At 40.8% G+C, this 19,669-nt stretch carries 13 protein-coding genes; 4 read left to right on the top strand and 9 right to left on the bottom strand.

Translation table 11 applies throughout. The annotated features are described in order from the left end of the window. Nucleotides 1-152: 152 nt before the first annotated feature. From N477_RS13960 to N477_RS13945, 4 genes are all read right to left on the bottom strand, one after another. On the bottom strand, nucleotides 153-2,720 hold the full coding sequence (locus N477_RS13960; RefSeq protein WP_063363583.1) for a TonB-dependent receptor: 2,568 nt from the start codon (nucleotides 2,718-2,720) through the stop codon (nucleotides 153-155). A 630-nt stretch (nucleotides 2,721-3,350) separates the two neighbouring features. Further along, nucleotides 3,351-4,577 (bottom strand): threonine/serine ThrE exporter family protein, encoded by a 1,227-nt coding sequence (locus N477_RS13955; RefSeq protein ID WP_081216586.1) that lies wholly within the window; start codon nucleotides 4,575-4,577, stop codon nucleotides 3,351-3,353. 272 nt (nucleotides 4,578-4,849) lie between these two features. After that, nucleotides 4,850-6,085, bottom strand: a complete 1,236-nt coding sequence (locus N477_RS13950; protein ID WP_063363582.1) for a glycosyltransferase — start codon at nucleotides 6,083-6,085, stop codon at nucleotides 4,850-4,852. After that, on the bottom strand, nucleotides 6,086-7,099 hold the full coding sequence (locus tag N477_RS13945) for a LacI family DNA-binding transcriptional regulator (RefSeq protein ID WP_063363581.1): 1,014 nt from the start codon (nucleotides 7,097-7,099) through the stop codon (nucleotides 6,086-6,088). A gap of 213 nt (nucleotides 7,100-7,312) precedes the next feature. Here N477_RS13945 and N477_RS13940 point away from each other — a divergent pair, with 213 nt between their 5' ends. Then, nucleotides 7,313-9,790 carry a S9 family peptidase gene (locus N477_RS13940; RefSeq protein WP_196760626.1) on the top strand — a complete coding sequence of 826 codons (2,478 nt, stop codon included), beginning with the start codon at nucleotides 7,313-7,315 and terminating at the stop codon, nucleotides 9,788-9,790. A gap of 36 nt (nucleotides 9,791-9,826) precedes the next feature. On the opposite strand, the gene N477_RS13935 is transcribed toward N477_RS13940, so the two are convergent. The 5 genes from N477_RS13935 to N477_RS13915 form a co-directional block, all read right to left on the bottom strand. Beyond that, nucleotides 9,827-10,678: an EamA family transporter gene (locus N477_RS13935; protein ID WP_063363579.1), complete on the bottom strand. Its 852-nt coding sequence runs from the start codon at nucleotides 10,676-10,678 to the stop codon at nucleotides 9,827-9,829. Nucleotides 10,679-10,856: 178 nt separating this feature from the next. Next, nucleotides 10,857-11,639, bottom strand: coding sequence for a class I SAM-dependent methyltransferase (locus N477_RS13930; protein ID WP_063363578.1), 783 nt, complete (start codon nucleotides 11,637-11,639; stop codon nucleotides 10,857-10,859). Between the two features lie 99 nt (nucleotides 11,640-11,738). Next, nucleotides 11,739-12,824: a methyl-accepting chemotaxis protein gene (locus N477_RS13925; protein WP_063363577.1), complete on the bottom strand. Its 1,086-nt coding sequence runs from the start codon at nucleotides 12,822-12,824 to the stop codon at nucleotides 11,739-11,741. 203 nt (nucleotides 12,825-13,027) lie between these two features. Beyond that, entirely contained in the window at nucleotides 13,028-13,870 is an 843-nt protein-coding gene (locus N477_RS13920) for a GGDEF domain-containing protein (RefSeq protein ID WP_081216584.1), read from the bottom strand. 293 nt (nucleotides 13,871-14,163) lie between these two features. After that, a complete protein-coding gene (locus N477_RS13915) occupies nucleotides 14,164-14,586 on the bottom strand; it encodes a DUF3429 domain-containing protein (protein WP_063363576.1) in 423 nt (140 codons plus the stop codon). Between the two features lie 241 nt (nucleotides 14,587-14,827). Between N477_RS13915 and ahpC the strand changes: the two genes are divergently transcribed. From ahpC to N477_RS13900, 3 genes are all read left to right on the top strand, one after another. Next, nucleotides 14,828-15,397, top strand: coding sequence for an alkyl hydroperoxide reductase subunit C (ahpC, locus tag N477_RS13910; protein ID WP_063363575.1), 570 nt, complete (start codon nucleotides 14,828-14,830; stop codon nucleotides 15,395-15,397). A gap of 108 nt (nucleotides 15,398-15,505) precedes the next feature. After that, the gene (gene ahpF / locus N477_RS13905) at nucleotides 15,506-17,074 is read left to right on the top strand and encodes an alkyl hydroperoxide reductase subunit F (protein WP_063363574.1); all 1,569 of its coding nucleotides are present in this window, start codon (nucleotides 15,506-15,508) and stop codon (nucleotides 17,072-17,074) included. A 366-nt stretch (nucleotides 17,075-17,440) separates the two neighbouring features. Next, nucleotides 17,441-19,222 (top strand): motility associated factor glycosyltransferase family protein, encoded by a 1,782-nt coding sequence (locus tag N477_RS13900; protein ID WP_063363573.1) that lies wholly within the window; start codon nucleotides 17,441-17,443, stop codon nucleotides 19,220-19,222. Nucleotides 19,223-19,669: the final 447 nt, after the last annotated feature.

Raw genomic sequence — 19,669 nt, 5'->3', positions numbered from 1 at the left:
TAAAAAGAAAAGCTGAAGGCCTACATTAGTAGGCTTCAGCTTAAATCTCCTGGGCAGGGAGAGGCTTTCCTTGCCATATGCCGCTGTGTTTACAACGAACAAGGTGCAGAACTTGTGCAAGCGCTTAGCTTTTTACAAGTCTGCTTTTTTATTTAAAAGTTAAATCGAACACCAGCCACGAAGCGTCTACCATCCGCATAGACCCCGGTAAGAGCCTGCTCAACACCTTCCTCTTGATAGCTAAATGTATGTTCATCGGTTAAATTGATAGCTTCTAAGACGACTGCTAAGTTTTCATTGATGTTATAAGTTAGGTTTGCATCAATTTGACCATAGGCGTCAATGTAACCAGGCCAATCATTACCTGAGTCATATCCTGAGCGGTGGTTATATGAAATACGGCCGCTGAGCGAGTCGTTTTCATAATATGCACTTAAATTGACTGTGTGCTCAGAGTTACCAGGGATCGTTACGTCGTTACCATCTTTATCTTTGGCTTCACCGTCTACATAGGTGTAGTTGGCAGAAATACCAACACCCTCAAGCAACTCTTGTTGATAGCCAAACTCTAAGCCTTGAATTCGTCCTGCGCGACCATTTGAAGGACGACTGATCCTAATTGGGGTATTTTCATGTATCTCTAATGCAGGCGTACTGTCTAAGAATGATTGAATATCTTTATAGAAAAATACCGCCGAGAACAGTCCCGCTTCGTTGAAGTACCACTCAATACCAGTATCGAATTGCGTTGCACGGAATGGATCTATATCTGGGTTACCACCTGTGCCTGTTTGAGTTTCAACGTTATATGAGGTTGAAGCTGTCATACTGGCATAGTCTGGACGAGACATTACTCTCGCAGCACTAAAGCGCATTAGTAGATCATCACTCAAGTCAACGGCGAGGTTAATGCTTGGTAGTACATCAAAATAGTCTTTGTCTTGTGTGGTCCACGTTTCAAGACCTGTTGCACCCGCAAATGCAGAAGACTCTTGCTTGGTGTGTACAAGCCTGACGCCTAAGTTACCGCGCATGCCATCTGCATCTATGGTTGTTTTAACATAACCTGCTAGTATGTTTTCTTTGATGTCAAAAGTACTGGCTTTTAAAACTCTATAGTTCCAGTTAAGGGCATCACCATCTTGGCGAACTCTATCTGAGTCAGTAATGGCATAAGATCGTAATGTACCAGATGAACCCAAACCAGAGAGGTAGTCGCTAGGCATCGCAAGGGAGTAATCCGCTAAGCTCCAATTGAGGTCAGTGCGCGCATCTGTGGTGTTTTTGGTATTAAAACGGCTATGATCACGATACTTTAAGCCCATTTTTATTTCGCTGAATACAGCAACATCAATAGGGCGTTTAAAGTCAGCTTGGAAATAGCTTTCGTCATCTTTTGCATCATTGTTGTCGTAACGCAAAAAGCCGAGGTTCCATTTAGTGCCATCTTTCGGATCTGCACCGTAAGACGTTCTGACATCTTCTGCTATCGAGGTATCAAAAGAGTGTACGTAGTTACCAACCCAGCCTACAGAGCGGTCAGCTTGTGAACCACCAGACCCTTCGGTATAACCGAGTTGATAAGTGGATTGCCAAAGTTCGCCTTCGTGCTCGACTTTCAAGTCATATGCTTTGGTTTTAAGCTTAGAGTTTCTGACTTTTGTTTCGTTTAGGATATTTGTACCGTCTGGAGATAACCCCATGGTGCCACCGACAACCATTTTTCCGACCTTATTTTGGTCAATGATTGTGATGTCTGTGTATTGAGCGCCGCCACGCTCAGGTAACCAAAGAAAGTTTTGGTTTTCATTATCAGCATCCAGCGTTGAGTCTAATACATTAAATGAAATATCTGTTGCGTCACTGGGGCGATATTGCAGTGCAAGTGTGATGCCTGTTCTGACACGTTCTTGAGAGAACATTGCAGATCCACCACCACCCGGGCTATATACATCTTCATGCACGGTGCCATCCGCCATGGTGATTTTTCTGTCTGTCCAGCTCCAAGCTTCAATACCATCACGGCGCAGATTTCGCTCTTGTCTAATCAACGACACAAGTGCGCCAAATGTTTCATCATCGTTTTTAAAGTTATACATGATGGACGCTTGCGGATCCGTTTCGCCAGAGACTTCGCTGTGTTGGGCTAACAATGAACCAGCTATTTTGTTCGCCTCTAAATCGAGCGGTTTTCTTGTTCTGACAATGATTGTGCCACCGATTGAGCCTTCATCAATATCGGCCTCAGGTGATTTATATACCTCTAGACCAGATACAATCTCCGATGGCAGCATTGTATAGTTAAAACCACGACTCGCAGCTGAGTTGGTCCACCAGTCCGTTGAACCGACGGCTTGCCCATTTAACAATGTTCGGTTTTGGCTCTCACTTGTGCCTCGAATACTTACTCGTTCACCTTCACCAAAGCTCCTAGTAAGAGAAACCCCGGTGATCCGTTGAAGTGATTCTGCGACGTTTTGGTCAGGAAATTTACCAATGTCTTCTGCTGTCACTGCATCTACGATTGCATCTGCATAACGCTTGGTATTGAGCGATTTAACAACACTGCCTCGGATACCTCGAACTTGGATGACTTCCACTTCTTTTTGGTTTGAAACAGCGCTGTCATTTTGGGCAAACGCATAAGGTGAAAAATACAAAGTAGAAGTCATTAAAGCTGAGCTTATTGCCAGCGACAACTTGTTTTTATTGTTGAACATGATACCAATCCCCTTGGATGAATTTTTGAACGTAATCACTTAAATGTAACTTTGTGCAGTTGAAATTTAACAACATGTCTGCTTGTTAAATCTTGAAAGGGTATGATTAGTTGTGAAATAACAAAATTACACTTCTAAAAAATTTTTATTCTTTGATTTATATGCTTATTATTTATTTTTGTCATTATTTATTAGTTTCATGAGTAATTTTATTTTTTAATTTTTAAATGTAAATTTATTTACATTCACAACTAATTATATTGAAGTAGTAAGATGCCTAGGCTGAATTAGAAATTGGCCGCTTGTCGCCACGACTTTATGAGTTGCGTTTTACACAAGGGTTAAAGTGGTTTTTGGCAAGTTAACTATGCGCGGTTAATTTTAGTTTGCTTACCTAGTAAGGCTGTCATATCGATTTAAGGTGTCTTGCTGTTATATGTGGAAAGTGGGTTATGTACTACTTAAAAGCAGGACGCAATGTGATACTTGATGGGAAGCGGTCGGTGTGTTTCGAGCGCATAAAAGCAGTTCGACAATGCGACTTGTCATTAAGGAGTGTGTTAATTGGGATGACAGAAATAAAACGACAGCCCCTTCATGAGAGAAGGGGCTGTATCGAGCTAAATCGTGTTACAAGCTCTTTTTAGGAGGCAGTGCCACGTTGGCAAAGATTAGGCCTGCGACTAGCGACATAAAGATTAAAAAGGTCTGTTGACCAATATGATCCGCCATCACAAAGCTCTGCCCTTCAATTAAGGAATTGAGACCGATGTATGTTTTAGAGCCAGGGACTAATACAATTAAGCCTTTCATGGTGACAATCGACGCTGGCGCGTTCTCAACGCGATTAAAAATATTACTGAAAATACCAACGGCAAATGCACCTGCAAACGTGCCTAAGGCATAATCAAAATAAATGGCTGCGCTGACTGAAACAGCATAAGCAATAAATCCAGATGTAATGCACCAAGGCACATGTTTTAATTTGGTTTTGAATATAACAACAAGGCTAATGCACAGCAAAAGCACGGCTAACCAAGCCGTCCATTTTGGCAGCGGATCTGGTTGTACAAAGTCGACTTGGCCAAAGACGTAAAAACCAATGCTAATGCCTAAAAAGGCGCCAAAATATAGTTTGAATAACAGCATAAAGGCGTCCATAACCCTAGCTGTACCCGATACCAAGTGACGAGCAGACAGCTCTGCAAAGCCTAATGCTAACGCCAAACCAGGAATAAACACAATGATTGCGGATAGCACCACTAACCGGATATTGAGCTGTGGATCGAGATATGCTGAGACGGCACAGGCTGCAAATGCAGAAGCAATGGCAACCATAGGTTCAAGCATATGCGTAACACGCTTGGAATGCTCAGACCAAAGGATAAATAGGAATACCAAAATTGAAATCAATCCAGACCAGATTACATCACTCCAGCTTGTGCCCATAAGCATGGCAAACGCACCGCCAGAGACTGCGAATGCGAGTGCCATTTGCCACCTCGAATAAGGGGAACATGCGTTTTGGATCTGCTCAAGGTTTTCATCAGCTTCAGCGATTGTGAGCTCACCCGCCAGCATTTTATTCACGACGTCATCGGTATTGGCAAGAGAGCCTAAATCATGATCGCCCGGTTCAACTCTGGCTACATGGGTGTACTCTTCTTCATGTCCATCAGTCCAAATTACAAAAGTAACAGAGGTCGGAGACATGACAAATGAAGACTTTAAACCAAGGTGAGTGGCAACTTCCATCAAGTGCGCTTCTAAACGAAAAGCTGGGGTACCATATTGATGAAGCATTTTGCCAAGCTTAACAATAAACTTGCGCTTTTGGGTAAACGTCGCTGAGTTCAACTGTGCAATACCTAATAAATAGTTGAGAGGTTGAGGGCAAGCCCATAAACTTAAGTGTTGGTCACTTAAATCCCAAATTATATAACTTATGATACCGCTAAATTATGTTGTAATTTTGAATGCTCTAAGCAAAAACTTGGCCAAAAATGCCTGATTAGACCTATTCTCGCGGCGTACTCTGTCCAAGAAACAGTAAAGACATTACGCCTATGCCATTTCTATAAAGCTAATAATAAGTTACGCCGCGCATTCTAACCAGTTTTGCCTGATTTTCAACGCATTTTATTTGCGTTTTTTTCTTCTATCCACTGAGACATATATTGTGTGCTGCGCAGTGTATGATGTTTGAGCATTTGACCGAAGAAATTGTACGTTCGATGAGAGGCAAGGTTTTTTTGGAGTTCAGTGATTTTGTTTATTAAACGGGAACTTAATTCTTTTTTGTCATACCTATCGTGGAGAATTTTAAGGCCATTATTTTGTGCTTGATGAAAGTCTTGTTGATTTGTATATAACGAGACAGCTGCCTCAATAAAGGCTTCATCACTGGTTGCTATTGCGCCATGCCAAGGTAGGTCACCATGCATGCCTTCTGCACCAACTTCTGTGGTAACACAGGGGGTTTGAGTTAACATGGCTTCCAAGAATTTCCCCTTAATGCCTGCGCCAAATCGAATAGGGGATAAACAGACGCGACTGTTTTTCATTACTTCTAATGCATCATCTGCCCAACCTTTGACTAAAAACCCAGTTTTAGGGTTGTTTAAATCCGTTGCTTTTTTAGGCGGGTAAGAGCCATAAATATGTAATTGTGCATCAGGCAGGCGCCTTTTAATTGCTGGCCAAAGCTTTTGTAAATAAAGAACAGAGTCCCAATTAGGCGCATGGCGAAAATTACCAATGGTCATGAAGTGTTGGCGTTCTTCAAATGACGGCAGATCGCAAGGCAATGAACCCAGGTCAACCAAAAACGGTAGGTGGGTCAAAAGTGCTGGGTTGATGTTAAAAGTTGATTGCAATAGCTCATATTCATAGTCTGAGACGATGAGGGATAAATCACAGCGAAGTATTGCGGCTATCTCTCTTTTCGCCAACTCACTATCCAAAAGAGAGTCTAGGTGGAAGTCAATTCTGGCTTTTACAGCTGCGTGTCTGGCACCTCTTAAGCATTGTAAGTCTTCAGTGTCTAAAATTTTGAGCGCTTGCGGCGCAAACTTATCAACACGCCAACCAAATTGTTCTTCCATCATAAAACGGTCAAACATCACGATATCAGGAGCTAGCGTCTCGACATAACTATCAAAACTACTGCAATTGAGTGCTATTTGCTTACTGGATATGCCATAGCTTGACAAATCAACCATATGGTCTGTTTGCTGTGCAGGGCTTGCAAATTCAACTTGCCAGCCTTGCGATGTAAAAAACTGAAGCAAAGAAAGCATATGCATGCCGGCAGCCGAAGAGTTAGGCTCAGGCCATACATAGCCAATAACTAAAACTTTATTCATTTAAGAGGATGATTCTCGTATTTGTAAGGATATATCGACCAGTGTTCTGACTGGTGGTTGTGATTTGTTTAGAATTTCACTCAGTGCTTGGCAAGTTCTTTTACCGATGTCATTGGCGTCAATACGTACTGAAGAAAGGGCTGGGCGCATGAGTCGCGAATCAGCAAGGTCATCAAAACCAATGACTTTTACATCTTTTCCAGGTACCAAGTCATGCTCTCGCATCGCTTCCATTACACCGTAAGCGATGACATCACTGAAGCAGACAACAGCTTGAATATCAGGCGCTTGATTTATAATGTCGTGAAATGCGTCTCGGCCACCTTGGCGGTTGGTCGGCGCTTTTATTTCATATGACTTAACCGCTGAAGCATGTGCAGATATTGCTGAGCGAAAGCCACTGACACGTTCATGATAATCTGATATGTCGTCTGTACCACCTAAAAAGGCAAGAGAAGTCAGCCCTTTTTCTAGTAAATGCTCTGTGGCTAAATGGGTGCCTTTTTGGTTGTCGGGTAAGATACAAGGCGCATCAGCAAATTGTATTTCACGCATGATATTGATGACAGGAAACCCAGTTGATACCAGTTGATTTACCCACTCTTTAGTCGTGCCAGGCGCTGGCACCATGACAAAAGCGGAGACGTTATATTCTTTTAGTGTATTGACCACTTGTTGCTGACGCTTGAAGTCTTCACCAGTGTTGACGAGCATCGGGACCATACCAAGGGCATAAATGTGCTTCTCTAAACCAACAGCAAGTTGTGCCGAGTAAGGGTTGGTTAAGTCGTTGATAACTACGGCCACTAAATTAGAGCGTTTGCTGCGTAATGCCGCTGCATCACGGTTGTAAACATAGCCAAGTTTCTCAATGGCTTTAAGTACTTTTTCTTTACTTTTGTCACTTACTTTGTCGGAGTGAGTTAATACGAGAGAAACAGTAGATTTGGAAACTTGCGCTTCTTTGGCAACATCAAAAATTGTTATTTTTTCTGGTTTTTTGTCGTTGTTCATAAGTGCCTGATCGCATACGTTGTGCTGATGACGGTTGCATAGTTTAAACCTATCAACTTCGACTCTGCAACTTACAATTCAATTGTGGTGCTTCTGTATAAAACAATAGTCTAAAAAACAGCTTTTTGACTGTAAAATGTCTCTAAAATACTGCACTGGACCAAAAATAAAGATATGATGTCCCGTTGTGGCTATTTGACTAGGACTACAGAAGTGATAATTATCAGGGCATTAATTCTATTTGTTAGCGCATGTATGTTAAGCGGTATCGGGTACGCCGATGCATCTACCTACAGGCAACCCTCAGCTGAGATGGCTGAGTTGATACAACATCATAGTGTTCCAGAAGCCCTAGTGAATTCACAAGGTAGTTGGATGGCATTACTTACTGCGCAAACAGAGGCCCATTCAAATTCGTCAACGTCTAATCTTCTCGGTGTGTATTTCAATACAAACACTAATTTGCATACTGATTTGCCAAGATATTCATCTCTATCTTTCAAGCACATCGATACTGGTGCAGTGCTAAATGTTACGGGCATTCCACAAGGGAATATCGTACATCCCACTTGGAGCGCAAATGGCCGATATCTCGCGTTTGTACTTGAAACTACAACGAGTGCGCACCTTTGGATTTATGATATCAAGCGCCGTAAACCAAAAAGCTTATCGAGCTTTGCGCTGAATGGCTTCGCAATTAAAAAACCGTTTGAGTGGCTTGCTGATGGCTCGGGTCTTATTGCAAATATCAGAGTGAACCTGTCACACAGCAAGGTCCGTCATAAAGTAACATCTGATGCGGGCACAGGGCCATTGGTAGTGACTTCAACAGCCAAAATAGCAGAAGTAGACAACGAGGGATTCAGTGCAGCGAAGCAGTCTCAATTTATGCAGTTTGCACTAGGGCAGTTGTATAAAGTTCCTTTAAATGGCAAAGCTGTGGCAATTGGTCAGCCAGCGTATTTTAGCGAGTTTAAGTCATCGCCAGACTCAACGAATTTAATTGTGGCCATGATAGATGTGCAAAATTTGTCAGATATGTCAGAACAAGATTTTGATAACCAAAGCTTCAGCGTTTGGCAGATCTGGGGTATGAGAGGCGTGCCCTTGTACGAGGTGTTTCGTCCAAAAAGCATACTCTCTGAGCAAGACATACTGGCTCAGCCATTTGTAGACTCGACGCTTAAAAGAGGCTTTCAATGGCGTGCGGATAAAGGGGCTACGTTAGTTTGGGCACAGTCAGAGCCAGATGATGACAATGAGAGCTTATATAGTATCTCAGCACCGTTTAGACGCGATCCTAGGCTGTATACAGACGTGGAAGGGCGCGTTTCTAAAATCATTTGGGGTGATAACCAACTGTCGCTTATGGTGATTGAATCTGATCAAGATAATAAATCCTACTATTCTTTTTCTCCTTTGACACCAGAGCGCGCGAAAGTCAGGTTAAGCTTGTTTGATGATATGGGGTCAGGTGAGCAGCGCGAACTTGTTATGACAAAAAATGAATTAGGCGTTCCAGTTGTTAAAGTGGCAGGTGGACGATATTTATTTTTAAAGGGTACAAAAAGACAAGATGGTGTGGATGTGCCTTACCTAGCAAGATTTGATGCTCGCGGCAATCTTATAACGCCTATCTGGCAATCTAGCGCACCCTATTTTGAGCAGGTGATTGCTGTGTTGGCAGATGATGGTATGCAGTTTGTGACACGCAAAGAGTCCAAAGACAATCCGACGAATTACTTTTCTCGCAATCTCACATTTGATGTTGTGGAGCAGCTAACAAAGCATGCCCATCCATATCCCAGCATGCAGCCGATCCGCAAAGAGGAAATGCAGTTTAAAGTGGGTGCCGATAAAGTGATTAAAGGTGATTTTTACCTTCCTAATAGTTTTGACCCAAGCTTAGGACGCATCCCATTGGTGATTTGGCTAAATAATGGTGAACAAAATATAGCCAACCAAGAAATAGACTCGCCTTATTTATTTCCTGAGCTTAATGCAATGAATGGCGTTCCATTTGTTCATGAAGGCTATGCTGTTTTAAATTTAAAAAATATGCCTGTTTTGAGCGCAAAACTACAGGGTCCGCAATTAGATAAACAACTGCGTGATGCTGCTAAAGTGGTCATTGATACATTGGTATCACAAGGTATTGCAGATAAAAGTAAAATTGCTATCGGAGGTCATGGACTAGCAGCAACGAATGTCATGAAATTACTAACGCAAACTGACATGTTCGTCACGGGTATTGCCAGAAGTGGCACATATAATCTAACACTAGCGCCATTTATGTTTGGTGATGAAGCGCAGAGTTTGTGGGCTCAGCAAGATAAGTATTTGGCAAACTCTCCATTGTATTTTGCTCAAAACATGAAAAGCTCTGTTTTATTGATGCATGGCTATCGAGATCGTCAAGTTGGCAGCTACCCGGTGCAGTCAGAAAGAATGTTTAGTGCGTTGAACGATCTTGGAAAAACAGCAAGGCTTGTGTTGCTTCCCAACAGTGATCATACCTTTAGCGATGACAAAGATTTACTGCATATGCTATATGAGCAACAGCAGTGGTTGAAGCTGCATTTTGACCCTTTACCAGAAGTTGAGGAATTGGATCAGGTGCCTGAAGCACTGCGTTTTGAATTACCTAGCGAGCAAGAAACTGAGTTTGAGTATCCTTCACCTTGGGGTTAGCAAAAAGGCCCTGAATAGGGCCAACTGCAATTGATATTAATCCTCTTTGGTGGTTATCGAGCTGCCTAGTGATGCCCCGATAACTAAAAAGATGGCAACCCATTGCCAGAATGAAAGGAGCTCTCCCAAAATCAATAGCCCTGCCAATGCGGCGATAGCTGGCTCTAAGCTCATCATGATGCTAAATCCTTGTGCTGGCATGTTTCGTAAAGCCACCATTTCTAAACTGTAAGGCAAGGCGCTTGATAATATGCCAATGGCAAGCCCTAATGGGATCAGCGTCCAATCCAGCAGTGCACTTCCTTGAGAGATAACGCCATAGGGAACGATTGCAAATGCCGCGATACTCATTCCCAGAGCAACAGCCATCCCGCCTGAGCTTTGGCCCCCTGTTTTTTTACCAAAAATGATATATCCAGCCCAACATGCACCAGCGATAAGTGCAAGTAGAACGCCAATGGGGTCAAGACCATCGACTTCGTTCATATTTGGTAAAAGCAAAAAGATACCCGCAATGGCCAGCAGTACCCACAAGTAGTCTCTTTTGCGTTTGGAAGAAAATAACGCGACAGCAAGTGGTCCGGTAAACTCAAGTGCCACTCCAATTCCAAGGGGAATACGAGCGATAGCATAATAAAAGGTTAAGTTCATAATGCCGAGACATAGGCCATATAAAATAACAGGTCGCCAATTTTTCGGTAATTTCCGCCAAGGTTTAAAAATAAAGCATAGTATCAATGCCGAAAAGCCTAGACGATATGCAGTGGTCCCTTCAGGTCCCACATGAGGAAAAAGTTGCTTTGCGATTGATGCGCCCGACTGAATAGTGATCATGGCGAGTAAAAGGCATGCAATTGCATATAAAAAGCGTTTATCTAAAAGTTGCATATTTGACCTACCAATGTGAGAAGGGCGCTAGTCTAAAGGGTTACGAGCTATCTCTCAATCATTTTGTATACATTATTCTTTACTTGAATGTGCTTTGAACTTTTATGTAACCTTAGTGTTTTTGTTGTTTTATTTAGGTATCTTTATTGTGTTTTTTGTGTGTCTGGGGTGGGCCGCATCACTGCGGCTGATTTAAAAATGCCTGCCATGCATTTTCATGTTTTGACATTTGCTTATGTTTTTTTGAATTAAGGTGAGCTTGCCTATCTTGCTCTGTTAGGAATGGTCCAACACGACACATTGCACAATGAGACGGCTTGAGGTAATCGGGTTTCGCCAACGTTAAGCAATCAGGGCGTTTTGGTGACCAAAAATAACTGATCCCACGAGTATCTTTGACGTGTTTGTCTCTATCGACATTGCGGATCTTATACTCGGGAAACTGGTTGATATCAAACTCTGTTTGTCCGAGATAATCAATGTTTAGTCCTTGATGAAGCGTTTCCTCTAAATTCCATTCGCAATATGGCTTTACGTCTTTTGAAGTAATGACACTGAGCATTGCTCCTGTTGGATCTAATGCCACTGATTGCGAGTAATTTAAGAAGTGCCTCAGTAGCCTTCTGTTCAAAGTATTGATACTTAGCGCACTTTGCTTGAACGCTTCGTGAGATGCAAAAGCAGGAATAAGTGGAAATTGAAAGATAACAATATCAAATGTTTGCCCTGCCAACCGTGCCCAAGAAGCGCTACTTGTTGCGTCAAAATCGGTCAGTACTTGAGTGTCGGTATTTCTCAGTTTATCCAGTGCATGGTTTTGGTATTTTGCGCGCAAATCACCTTCACTGTCGTAAATGCTTGCAACAATAAGCTTTGGGTTTAAGTATTTCTTGATTGAGTAGGAGAAGCTTAAATCCCCATCACCGACAGTTAATATCCGCCAATTTGATTTTAATTGCATGAGTAAACACTGACTATTTCAAAGTTGCGGATTATATCAAGATTTTTATCTCGAAGTCGCTAACTCTTAGCGACTTTTAGAGGGGAATACGTAAGCGCCTTAAGCGTTTCTCAATTCATCAAGTAAATGCATCACGTCTACACTGGCTTGTTCCATTTTATTAAGTTGTTGCACAGCACCTTGTTTGTCGCCGTTATTGAATTTTTTAATGGCCTCAACACCTGATCTATGCACTTCTTTGTGTGGGCTTTCCAAGCGTCTGTAGGCTGAGTTATCTGAATATTGTTTGGAACCATCTCCAGAGAACCATTTACCTAATCGGCATGAAGTGTGATCTGCAAAGTCCGATACTGATTTATTGCTGCTGCCCATAATGACGGCATACACCTCACTTTTCCAAACTACATGGTCAAGCTTCACGGTTTGAATGAAAGTTTGCTGGGTGGCATTTGAAATTGTTGTTTTCATAGAACTGCAGCTATTGACGATATGACCGTACTCATCATTCAAGTGTTCTATGCTGTTAGACAGCGTTTTGTTCGACTCTTGAATGACAGAGACATCTTTCACCGTTAATTGTGTCGTATCTATTATTTTAGTAACCAGATCAGATACTTCATTGGCGGATGCACTGGTGTTGTTTGCAAGTGCACGTACTTCATCAGCAACAACACTAAAACCTCTACCTGCTTCGCCTGCACGAGCAGCTTCGATAGCAGCATTGAGCGCAAGCAGGTTTGTTTGATCTGAAATCTTTGATATTGTTGCCACAAAAGTATGAATGTTGTCGGCCATATGAGACAGTCCAGAAATATTATCCGTCATGCTAGACATATTATCGGATAACTGTCCCATCCCTGTCAGTATGTTAGAAAGTGACTTTTCAGATGTTTCAAATGATTGGTTGACCTGTGAAATAGCATTACTATCTTGCTCTATATTTTGAAAACTCTGCAAAACAGTTTCACGTATGCCCTCTACCTGATTCATACCAGATAAGGCGCATTGTAGGAGTTGGTTGTCTGTATTGTCATTTAACTGCTGTTGAGCTTCAATCAGCTCGGATTGTAATCGAGCATTTTCTTCACTCAGCCGTTCATTTTCCTGGCGTTGTTGCACCAATTCTGTTTTTACTTGTGATAGCTCTGATTTTAGATCTGAGCTAGAAAATAAGTTGTTGAACACGATTCAATCCCCTTTGTAATGTGAGCGCACTGAGTATTTAGAAATTTGCAGCTTGGCTTTATTCTTTTAATGCGTATTCGCTGAGCCAAGTACCGGCTAGCATCAACTATAAATAATTTTATAGCTGTAGCTTTTTCAATGATAAATCAAAGGGTTTTATTTTGGAAAAGTTTTATTGCAAAAGCGGTATATTCACTCAAGCCTTAACTCACTCGCGGTTTTGACCGCACAGATTTAAGGTTTTTGTTGCTATACATGGAAGCATCCGCCAAGTGCAGTAGTTTGTCTGGCGCAACATCGTTGTCAGTTGCAGTAAATCCAATACTGATACCAACGCCATATTCAAATACTTCTTCGAGGAGTTTTTTGCGAAGTTGTTCGTCATTTTCAGTGTCAAATGTACCAAACGCGACAAATTCGTCTCCACCAATTCTGAAGCAGTTATCTTCACCAAACAGATCACTTAAAGATTTGGCCACTTTTTTTAAGATAAGATCCCCACAACTGTGCCCAAATTTATCATTAGCACATTTAAAGTCATCGAGGTCGAAATAAAATAGCGTTTTATGTTGTTCGCAAAGGGTGGGAAACAGGGAGAAGCATGCACGTCGATTGCCGATCTGTGTTAACTCATCATGGGTTGCGTCAAACTTGAGTTTTTCTTCCAAGCGCTTTCTTTGATGGATTTCTTTGTTGAGCTGAGATATAGCTTCTTGCTGTCTAACTATCATGGTATAGAGGGAGTAGCAGATAAGTAAAAAGCCGAATTGTTTCAATGAGGTATCAAGCGCGATGACGGGTAAAATATCTACAGCGATGAAATCATCCAGTAAGTCAAGTAAAAGCCCTACACAGTATATAGACCAAGCAAATATCAAGATATTGTTTTTGAGGTGAGGCGCGGAGTAAACAATCATGGCAAAAGCGATAGCGAACCAAAAGAGCTCTTCGGTTGAGTCCAGCAGATCGCCTGGCTGTTCCATCATCCAGAGGTAGAATGTGACAACAAACACCCCGATGAATCCGTAAAGCAGCTTTTGAATCATATATGCACTCCTAACGCTCCCCTTTAACTTATAGCAGTTTTATTGTTGTTCTGCTTGATTGAGAACTAATTTACCGTATTGATTCATATATTTGAATTGTTTAGTTGTAAATTATTCAATAAAAAATTCTTGCCGTTATACGCTATGCACTTGATTTAGTGAAAGGGAATATGTCGATACTTATTTTATTATTCGAATATGTTAATCGATAACACCATAAACGTGTAGCAATTTTACATGTCGTTAAAGGAATAGTTGAAATATCGACGTGCCTTTTGTCAAAACAGTTTATTCTATCTTGTTAATTCAATGGCTTGAGCAATCATAAATAGATGAGAAACGAATACAACAGACGTGAGCACAAACCTCATCTGCTTATAATCCCTGTGAGCGTCTTGCCATTTTGGCATGCTTTTTTCAAACCACAGTACTAACCAGTAACTAGCACTCAAATAAACTAATTGTGCGGTTAGGGATACTAAAGCCAATACTGGAAATGGAATAACAACTAAAACAGCCAGTATTGCATGAACTTTTGGTTGCTCACCTGCACGCCACAATGTGCCGGCCATAAATGCCAAGATCCCCATACTGTAAAAGCTAAATACGCTGACTAGGGTCTCTGAGCTACCCAACATCAAAGTTGATGCGATGCAAAGTAAAAATGGGATAAAGCCAAAGTAGCCTAATTGGATGTGGTTGAAATATGGATGCATAAAAACTCTTAGTTAGTTTGGATTTTAAGGTTAATCGCACTGTGCGTTAACTGCTATTACTCATTGTTACGAGTAGATTATACCTAAGGTTTACAATGCTATTGAGTTTATTTAATCAAAATAATCGATAGCAATGATAGTTTTAATCAATTTTATTTAAAAGCTCTGAATCTATATCTTTGTAGTCAAGCAAGGCGAGCACACTCGCAAACACTAAATACAATTGACAAAGAGGATAGCCATGAGCACTTCATTGATTAACACTAAGCTTTTACCTTTCAACGCGACAGCATACCACAAGGGTGATTTTGTATCAGTTTCTGAGCAAGATTTATTAGGTAAATGGAGTATCGTTTTCTTTTACCCAGCAGATTTCACTTTTGTATGTCCAACTGAATTGGGTGATTTAGCAGATCACTACGCACAACTTCAGGAAATGGGTGTTGAAGTTTACTCAGTATCAACAGATACACACTTCACACACAAAGCTTGGCATGATGCTTCAGACACAATCAAAAAGATTGAATTCCCAATGATTGGTGACCCAACAGGCAAAATTACTCGCAATTTCGGTGTAATGATTGAAGAAGAAGGTTTAGCACTGCGCGGTACGTTTGTAATTAACCCTGAAGGTGAAATTAAAGTAGTTGAAACGCATGACCTTGGTATTGGCCGCAGCGCGAATGAGCTACTGCGTAAGGTACAAGCTGCACAATACATCGCAACGCATGATGGCGAAGTATGCCCAGCATCTTGGCAGCCAGGTGAAGAGACGCTAGCACCATCACTAGACTTAGTTGGTAAAATCTAACTTACCTCGGATTTACCTACCTACAAAATGTAGGTAGGTAAGCATTTTCGACCGCCAGTTAATAATCAAGCAAGCATGTGCATTGCGTTTCAATGAGGAATTACATAAATGTTAGACGCGCAAATTAAAGGTCAATTAAAAGAGCACTTTAAAAATATTAAATCGCCAATAGAGCTGAGAGTGGCGTTAGATAACAGCAAAAAGTCCAATGAGTTGAACTCGCTGGCTCAGGACCTAGCTTCATTGAGTAACGAAATATCGGTGGTTGAAAACTATGATATGAATGCGAGAAGACCATCTTTAGTTATCAGCTCAACTGATGCGAATACCCAAATCAGCTTTGCAGGCGTCCCAATGGGTCATGAGTTTACCAGTCTAGTGTTAGCTTTATTACACAGTGGTGGACATGAAACCAAGTTAGACCCGGATGAATTGGAAACCATAACTGGTATCGACACGCCTTTAAACTTTGAAGTATATGTTTCGCTTAGCTGCCAAACTTGTCCGCAAGTTGTCCAAGCATTAAATGTGTTAGCGGCAAGCAATCCCTTGATCACAACAACGATGATCGATGGCGCTTTATTCCAAGAGGAAGTCGAGCAGCGCAATATTATGGCCGTGCCTAGCGTATACCTTAATGGTGAACTATTTAGCCAAGGGGCTGTTGGTTTATCAGATATATTGAAAAAGATTGATAGCAACTCAGCACAAAAGTCGGTTGAAAAAATTAATAAAAAAGCACCTTTTGATGTACTCGTTGTTGGTGGTGGTCCTGCGGGGGCATCCGCGGCGGTATATTCTGCGAGGAAGGGGCTAAATACAGGCGTTGTTGCAGAGCGCTTTGGCGGCCAAGTCGCGGATACTATGAGTATTGAAAACTTTATTTCTGTTCAAGAAACAGAAGGCCCGAAATTAGTCTCGCAGCTAGAACAGCATGTGAAGCAGTATGATGTTGACGTCATGGACGGTAATAGAGTTGCAAAAATCGCTCGCAATGAGTTTTTAGACATTGAATTAGAAAATGGCGCTAAATTACAAGCCAAATCAGTAGTTATCTCGACGGGGGCAAGATGGCGAAATGTAAATGTGCCTGGCGAGCAAGAATACAAAGGCCGTGGCGTTGCTTATTGTCCTCACTGTGATGGACCCTTGTTTAAAGGTAAACCTGTTGCGGTAATTGGTGGCGGTAACTCAGGTATTGAGGCAGCCATTGACTTAGCTAACATCGTAGAACATGTCACTGTGCTTGAATTTGCAAATGAGTTAAAGGCGGATCAAGTGCTTATTGATAAAGCCAACAGTTTGTCAAATATTACGATTTACACCAATGCGCAAACAACCGAAATTATCGGTGATTCAAATAAGGTAACTGGCTTGAAATATAGTGACCGAATGACAGACGAAGCGCATAGTTTGAATATCGCAGGTGTGTTTGTACAAATTGGGTTGGTGCCTAATTCGGAATGGCTAAAAGGCAGTGAAGTAAATTTAACGCAGTTCGGTGAAATAGAAATTGATAATAAAGGGTCAACTAATATGCCAGGTGTATTTGCTGCAGGCGATGTGACAACTGCACCATATAAGCAAATTGTTATTGCTTTGGGCAGTGGTGCGACAGCAAGTTTAGGTGCTTTTGAGTATTTAATTCGTGAAGAAGGTACAGCGACTGCTGCATAGTTTCCCTTTATAGCTGATCAACTCAGCTGACTTTATTCATTGCAATATACCCATGCAATGTTTCTCCAGCCACGCCTTTGCGTGGCTTTTTTTATTCTATTTAAATTTATAATTATATTAATTTTTTAGCGTAAAAGGTGTTATTGAAAACGATTTCCTTTTTTTGAAAACAGAAAGTAACTATAAAAAGTAATTTTAAAGTATTGGTTTTTAGAAAAAATTTGATGAAGGTTGTGGAATCACCCTATTTTTTATTGACGAAAAAGAGGAATGGTGAAAAAATTATTGTGCTCTAAATGTTTGGAATTTATAAACTATATGGAATTAATAGATCACAATTTGAGAACCCTTAAAAAGTATTTTTCAATGGACTTTTATTTACGGGTCTGTGCTCAAAAGCCTTCCGAAATTGTAGAGTTACAAAATGACTTTTATGGTGAGGGTATTGCCGCTAAATGTTATCAACAGGTCAGTTTATTTTTAAAAACTCCAACACATTTAAGTCTGAGCTTTTCAACAAATATTCACACATATACTCACCAGCTTTGTATAAACAAATTAAATAGTATTGCAGATAACCTAGGGCGCAATGCTAATTCCAAACCTCAACGAGGCACTTTGGTTATACTCGGTTTGGGTGCTGGCTATCATATCAACAAGCTGATGTCAGAGATCAGGTATACGGATGTTATTGTAATTGAGCCCGATGAAAAGCATTATGCCATGGCCTGTCAGCATATTAATTTTGCTTCGTTAAAAGCAGAGTGCCAGAGAAGAGGCGGTTCACTCACATTACTTAATGTAGAGACTTACCAACAGTTTTTGAGTCAAATGAAACAACTTGTTAAAAAGCAAGGTGTGCATTTACTTGCTGATATTAGTGTTTATCGGCACTACAGCACTCCTGTGATGGACCGAGTTTTTTCTGAATTCAAGCAATGGCGAAATAGCTTTGCAAGTATGTGGGGTTACCTTGAAGATGAACTACTTGGTTTAAAACATACTTGCGAGAATTATCAACATACACGAGTTGGCGCGCATGAAAATATTTTTTCAGAGTTTTCGAGTTTTCCAGTTCTCATTGTTGGAAATGGACCGTCTTTAGATAAAGACATTCAACATATTAAGACACAACAAGATCGCGCGTTGATCGTTTCTTGTGGCACATCATTGAGTACCTTGATGAAAACGGGCGTGACACCTGATTTCCATATTGAAATGGAAAGAACATCAGTAAACTTTGAGATAAAAGAAGACGAGTTGTGTGATCCAAGAATAAAAGATGTTGTACTCATTGCTCTGAGTACTATTTATCCTAAATTAATGCTCCAATTTGATCAGAGAATTATCTTTGCAAAAGGCAATGATTTAGGTGCTGAATTAGCATCACTATCAGGTCAGGGAAGTAAGCCTCTGTATCATTGCAATCCAACCGTTACCAATATGGCGGTCGCTGCTTTTTTACGTATGGGTTTTACTAATATTGTTTTACTCGGTTGTGACTATGGTTACATCGATCAACATAAGCACCATAGTCAACTCTCAAGTTATTATGATCCAAATAATGCTCTCTCAAATGTTAGCTTTGATAATGAAATGGCAGTAAAGGGGAACTTTAGGCCTCATGTATTCACTTCTCGGCTGTTTAATGAAGCACGTTCCGCGCAAGAAAGGTTACTGGCTCAGTATCCTTTTACAGAAGTTAAAAATGCAAGTGATGGTGCCTTTATCGAAGGTACGCTGCCTTTGAAGTTTACCGAGCTAAGTTTTAACAATAGTGACAAAAGCGCGCTGTTATCTACAGTTAGAGAGTATGCGGGAAAGCACACAGGATCTAAGCTCGATAGCGGAGCACACTTTTCGTATGCTATTCAACTGCTTAATTCGCTAAAACAAGAGGTTGATAAAGCAGACTCAGTCACAGACGTAATTTCCATATTGAATGCTTTTATTGAGAGTTTGCGTGATGAGAAAGATGCGCTGATTTATGAGTTACTTTTGTCAGGGTCGATAAAATATATTGTTGGCACAATTGCAAGTCACATAAATCATTTACCTTTGAGCTCGTGGACAGATTACGATGTCCAAATGCGTAAAGAATTACAATCCATGCTTGATGCATTAATGAACAAGTTATCATATGAATAATAAGAAAAATTGAAACAACAAAGTTAATTTTAGTTAATTGAAAAGAGCTGGTGGATACACTATGGATAAACTGCTAAATACTCTGAATGTGCTTTCTATATATTCGAGTAGCTAATTTAATAGTATTGAATTTTCATTTAACTTTATGATTTTGTGTTTTTGGTTGCTGTATATCACGTGTTGATTTTTGTATTTTAAAAAGTTGATACTGATTTAGAGCAGCTAGAAAGCCGATAAACCATCCAATCAAACAGACAATAAGGGACTTAAATGAAGTTTAATATAAAAACAGTTTTGCCAATTGTTATGGTAGCAGCCCATTCAGGTAAAGCTATCTCTCAAACAATAGACTATTTTACTGGAGAAAATCAGCCTACTCACGTTAGTGAAGGGTATCAAGGCAGTGAGTTTAATAGTCAATTTACGGCAGGTGATTCATTCGGTGCA

The organism is Pseudoalteromonas luteoviolacea H33-S (assembly GCF_001625695.1).
Taxonomy (GTDB): Bacteria; Pseudomonadota; Gammaproteobacteria; order Enterobacterales; family Alteromonadaceae; genus Pseudoalteromonas; species Pseudoalteromonas luteoviolacea_B.
Note: the sequence above shows the minus strand (reverse complement) of the source record. Positions and strands in the feature narration are given on the sequence as shown.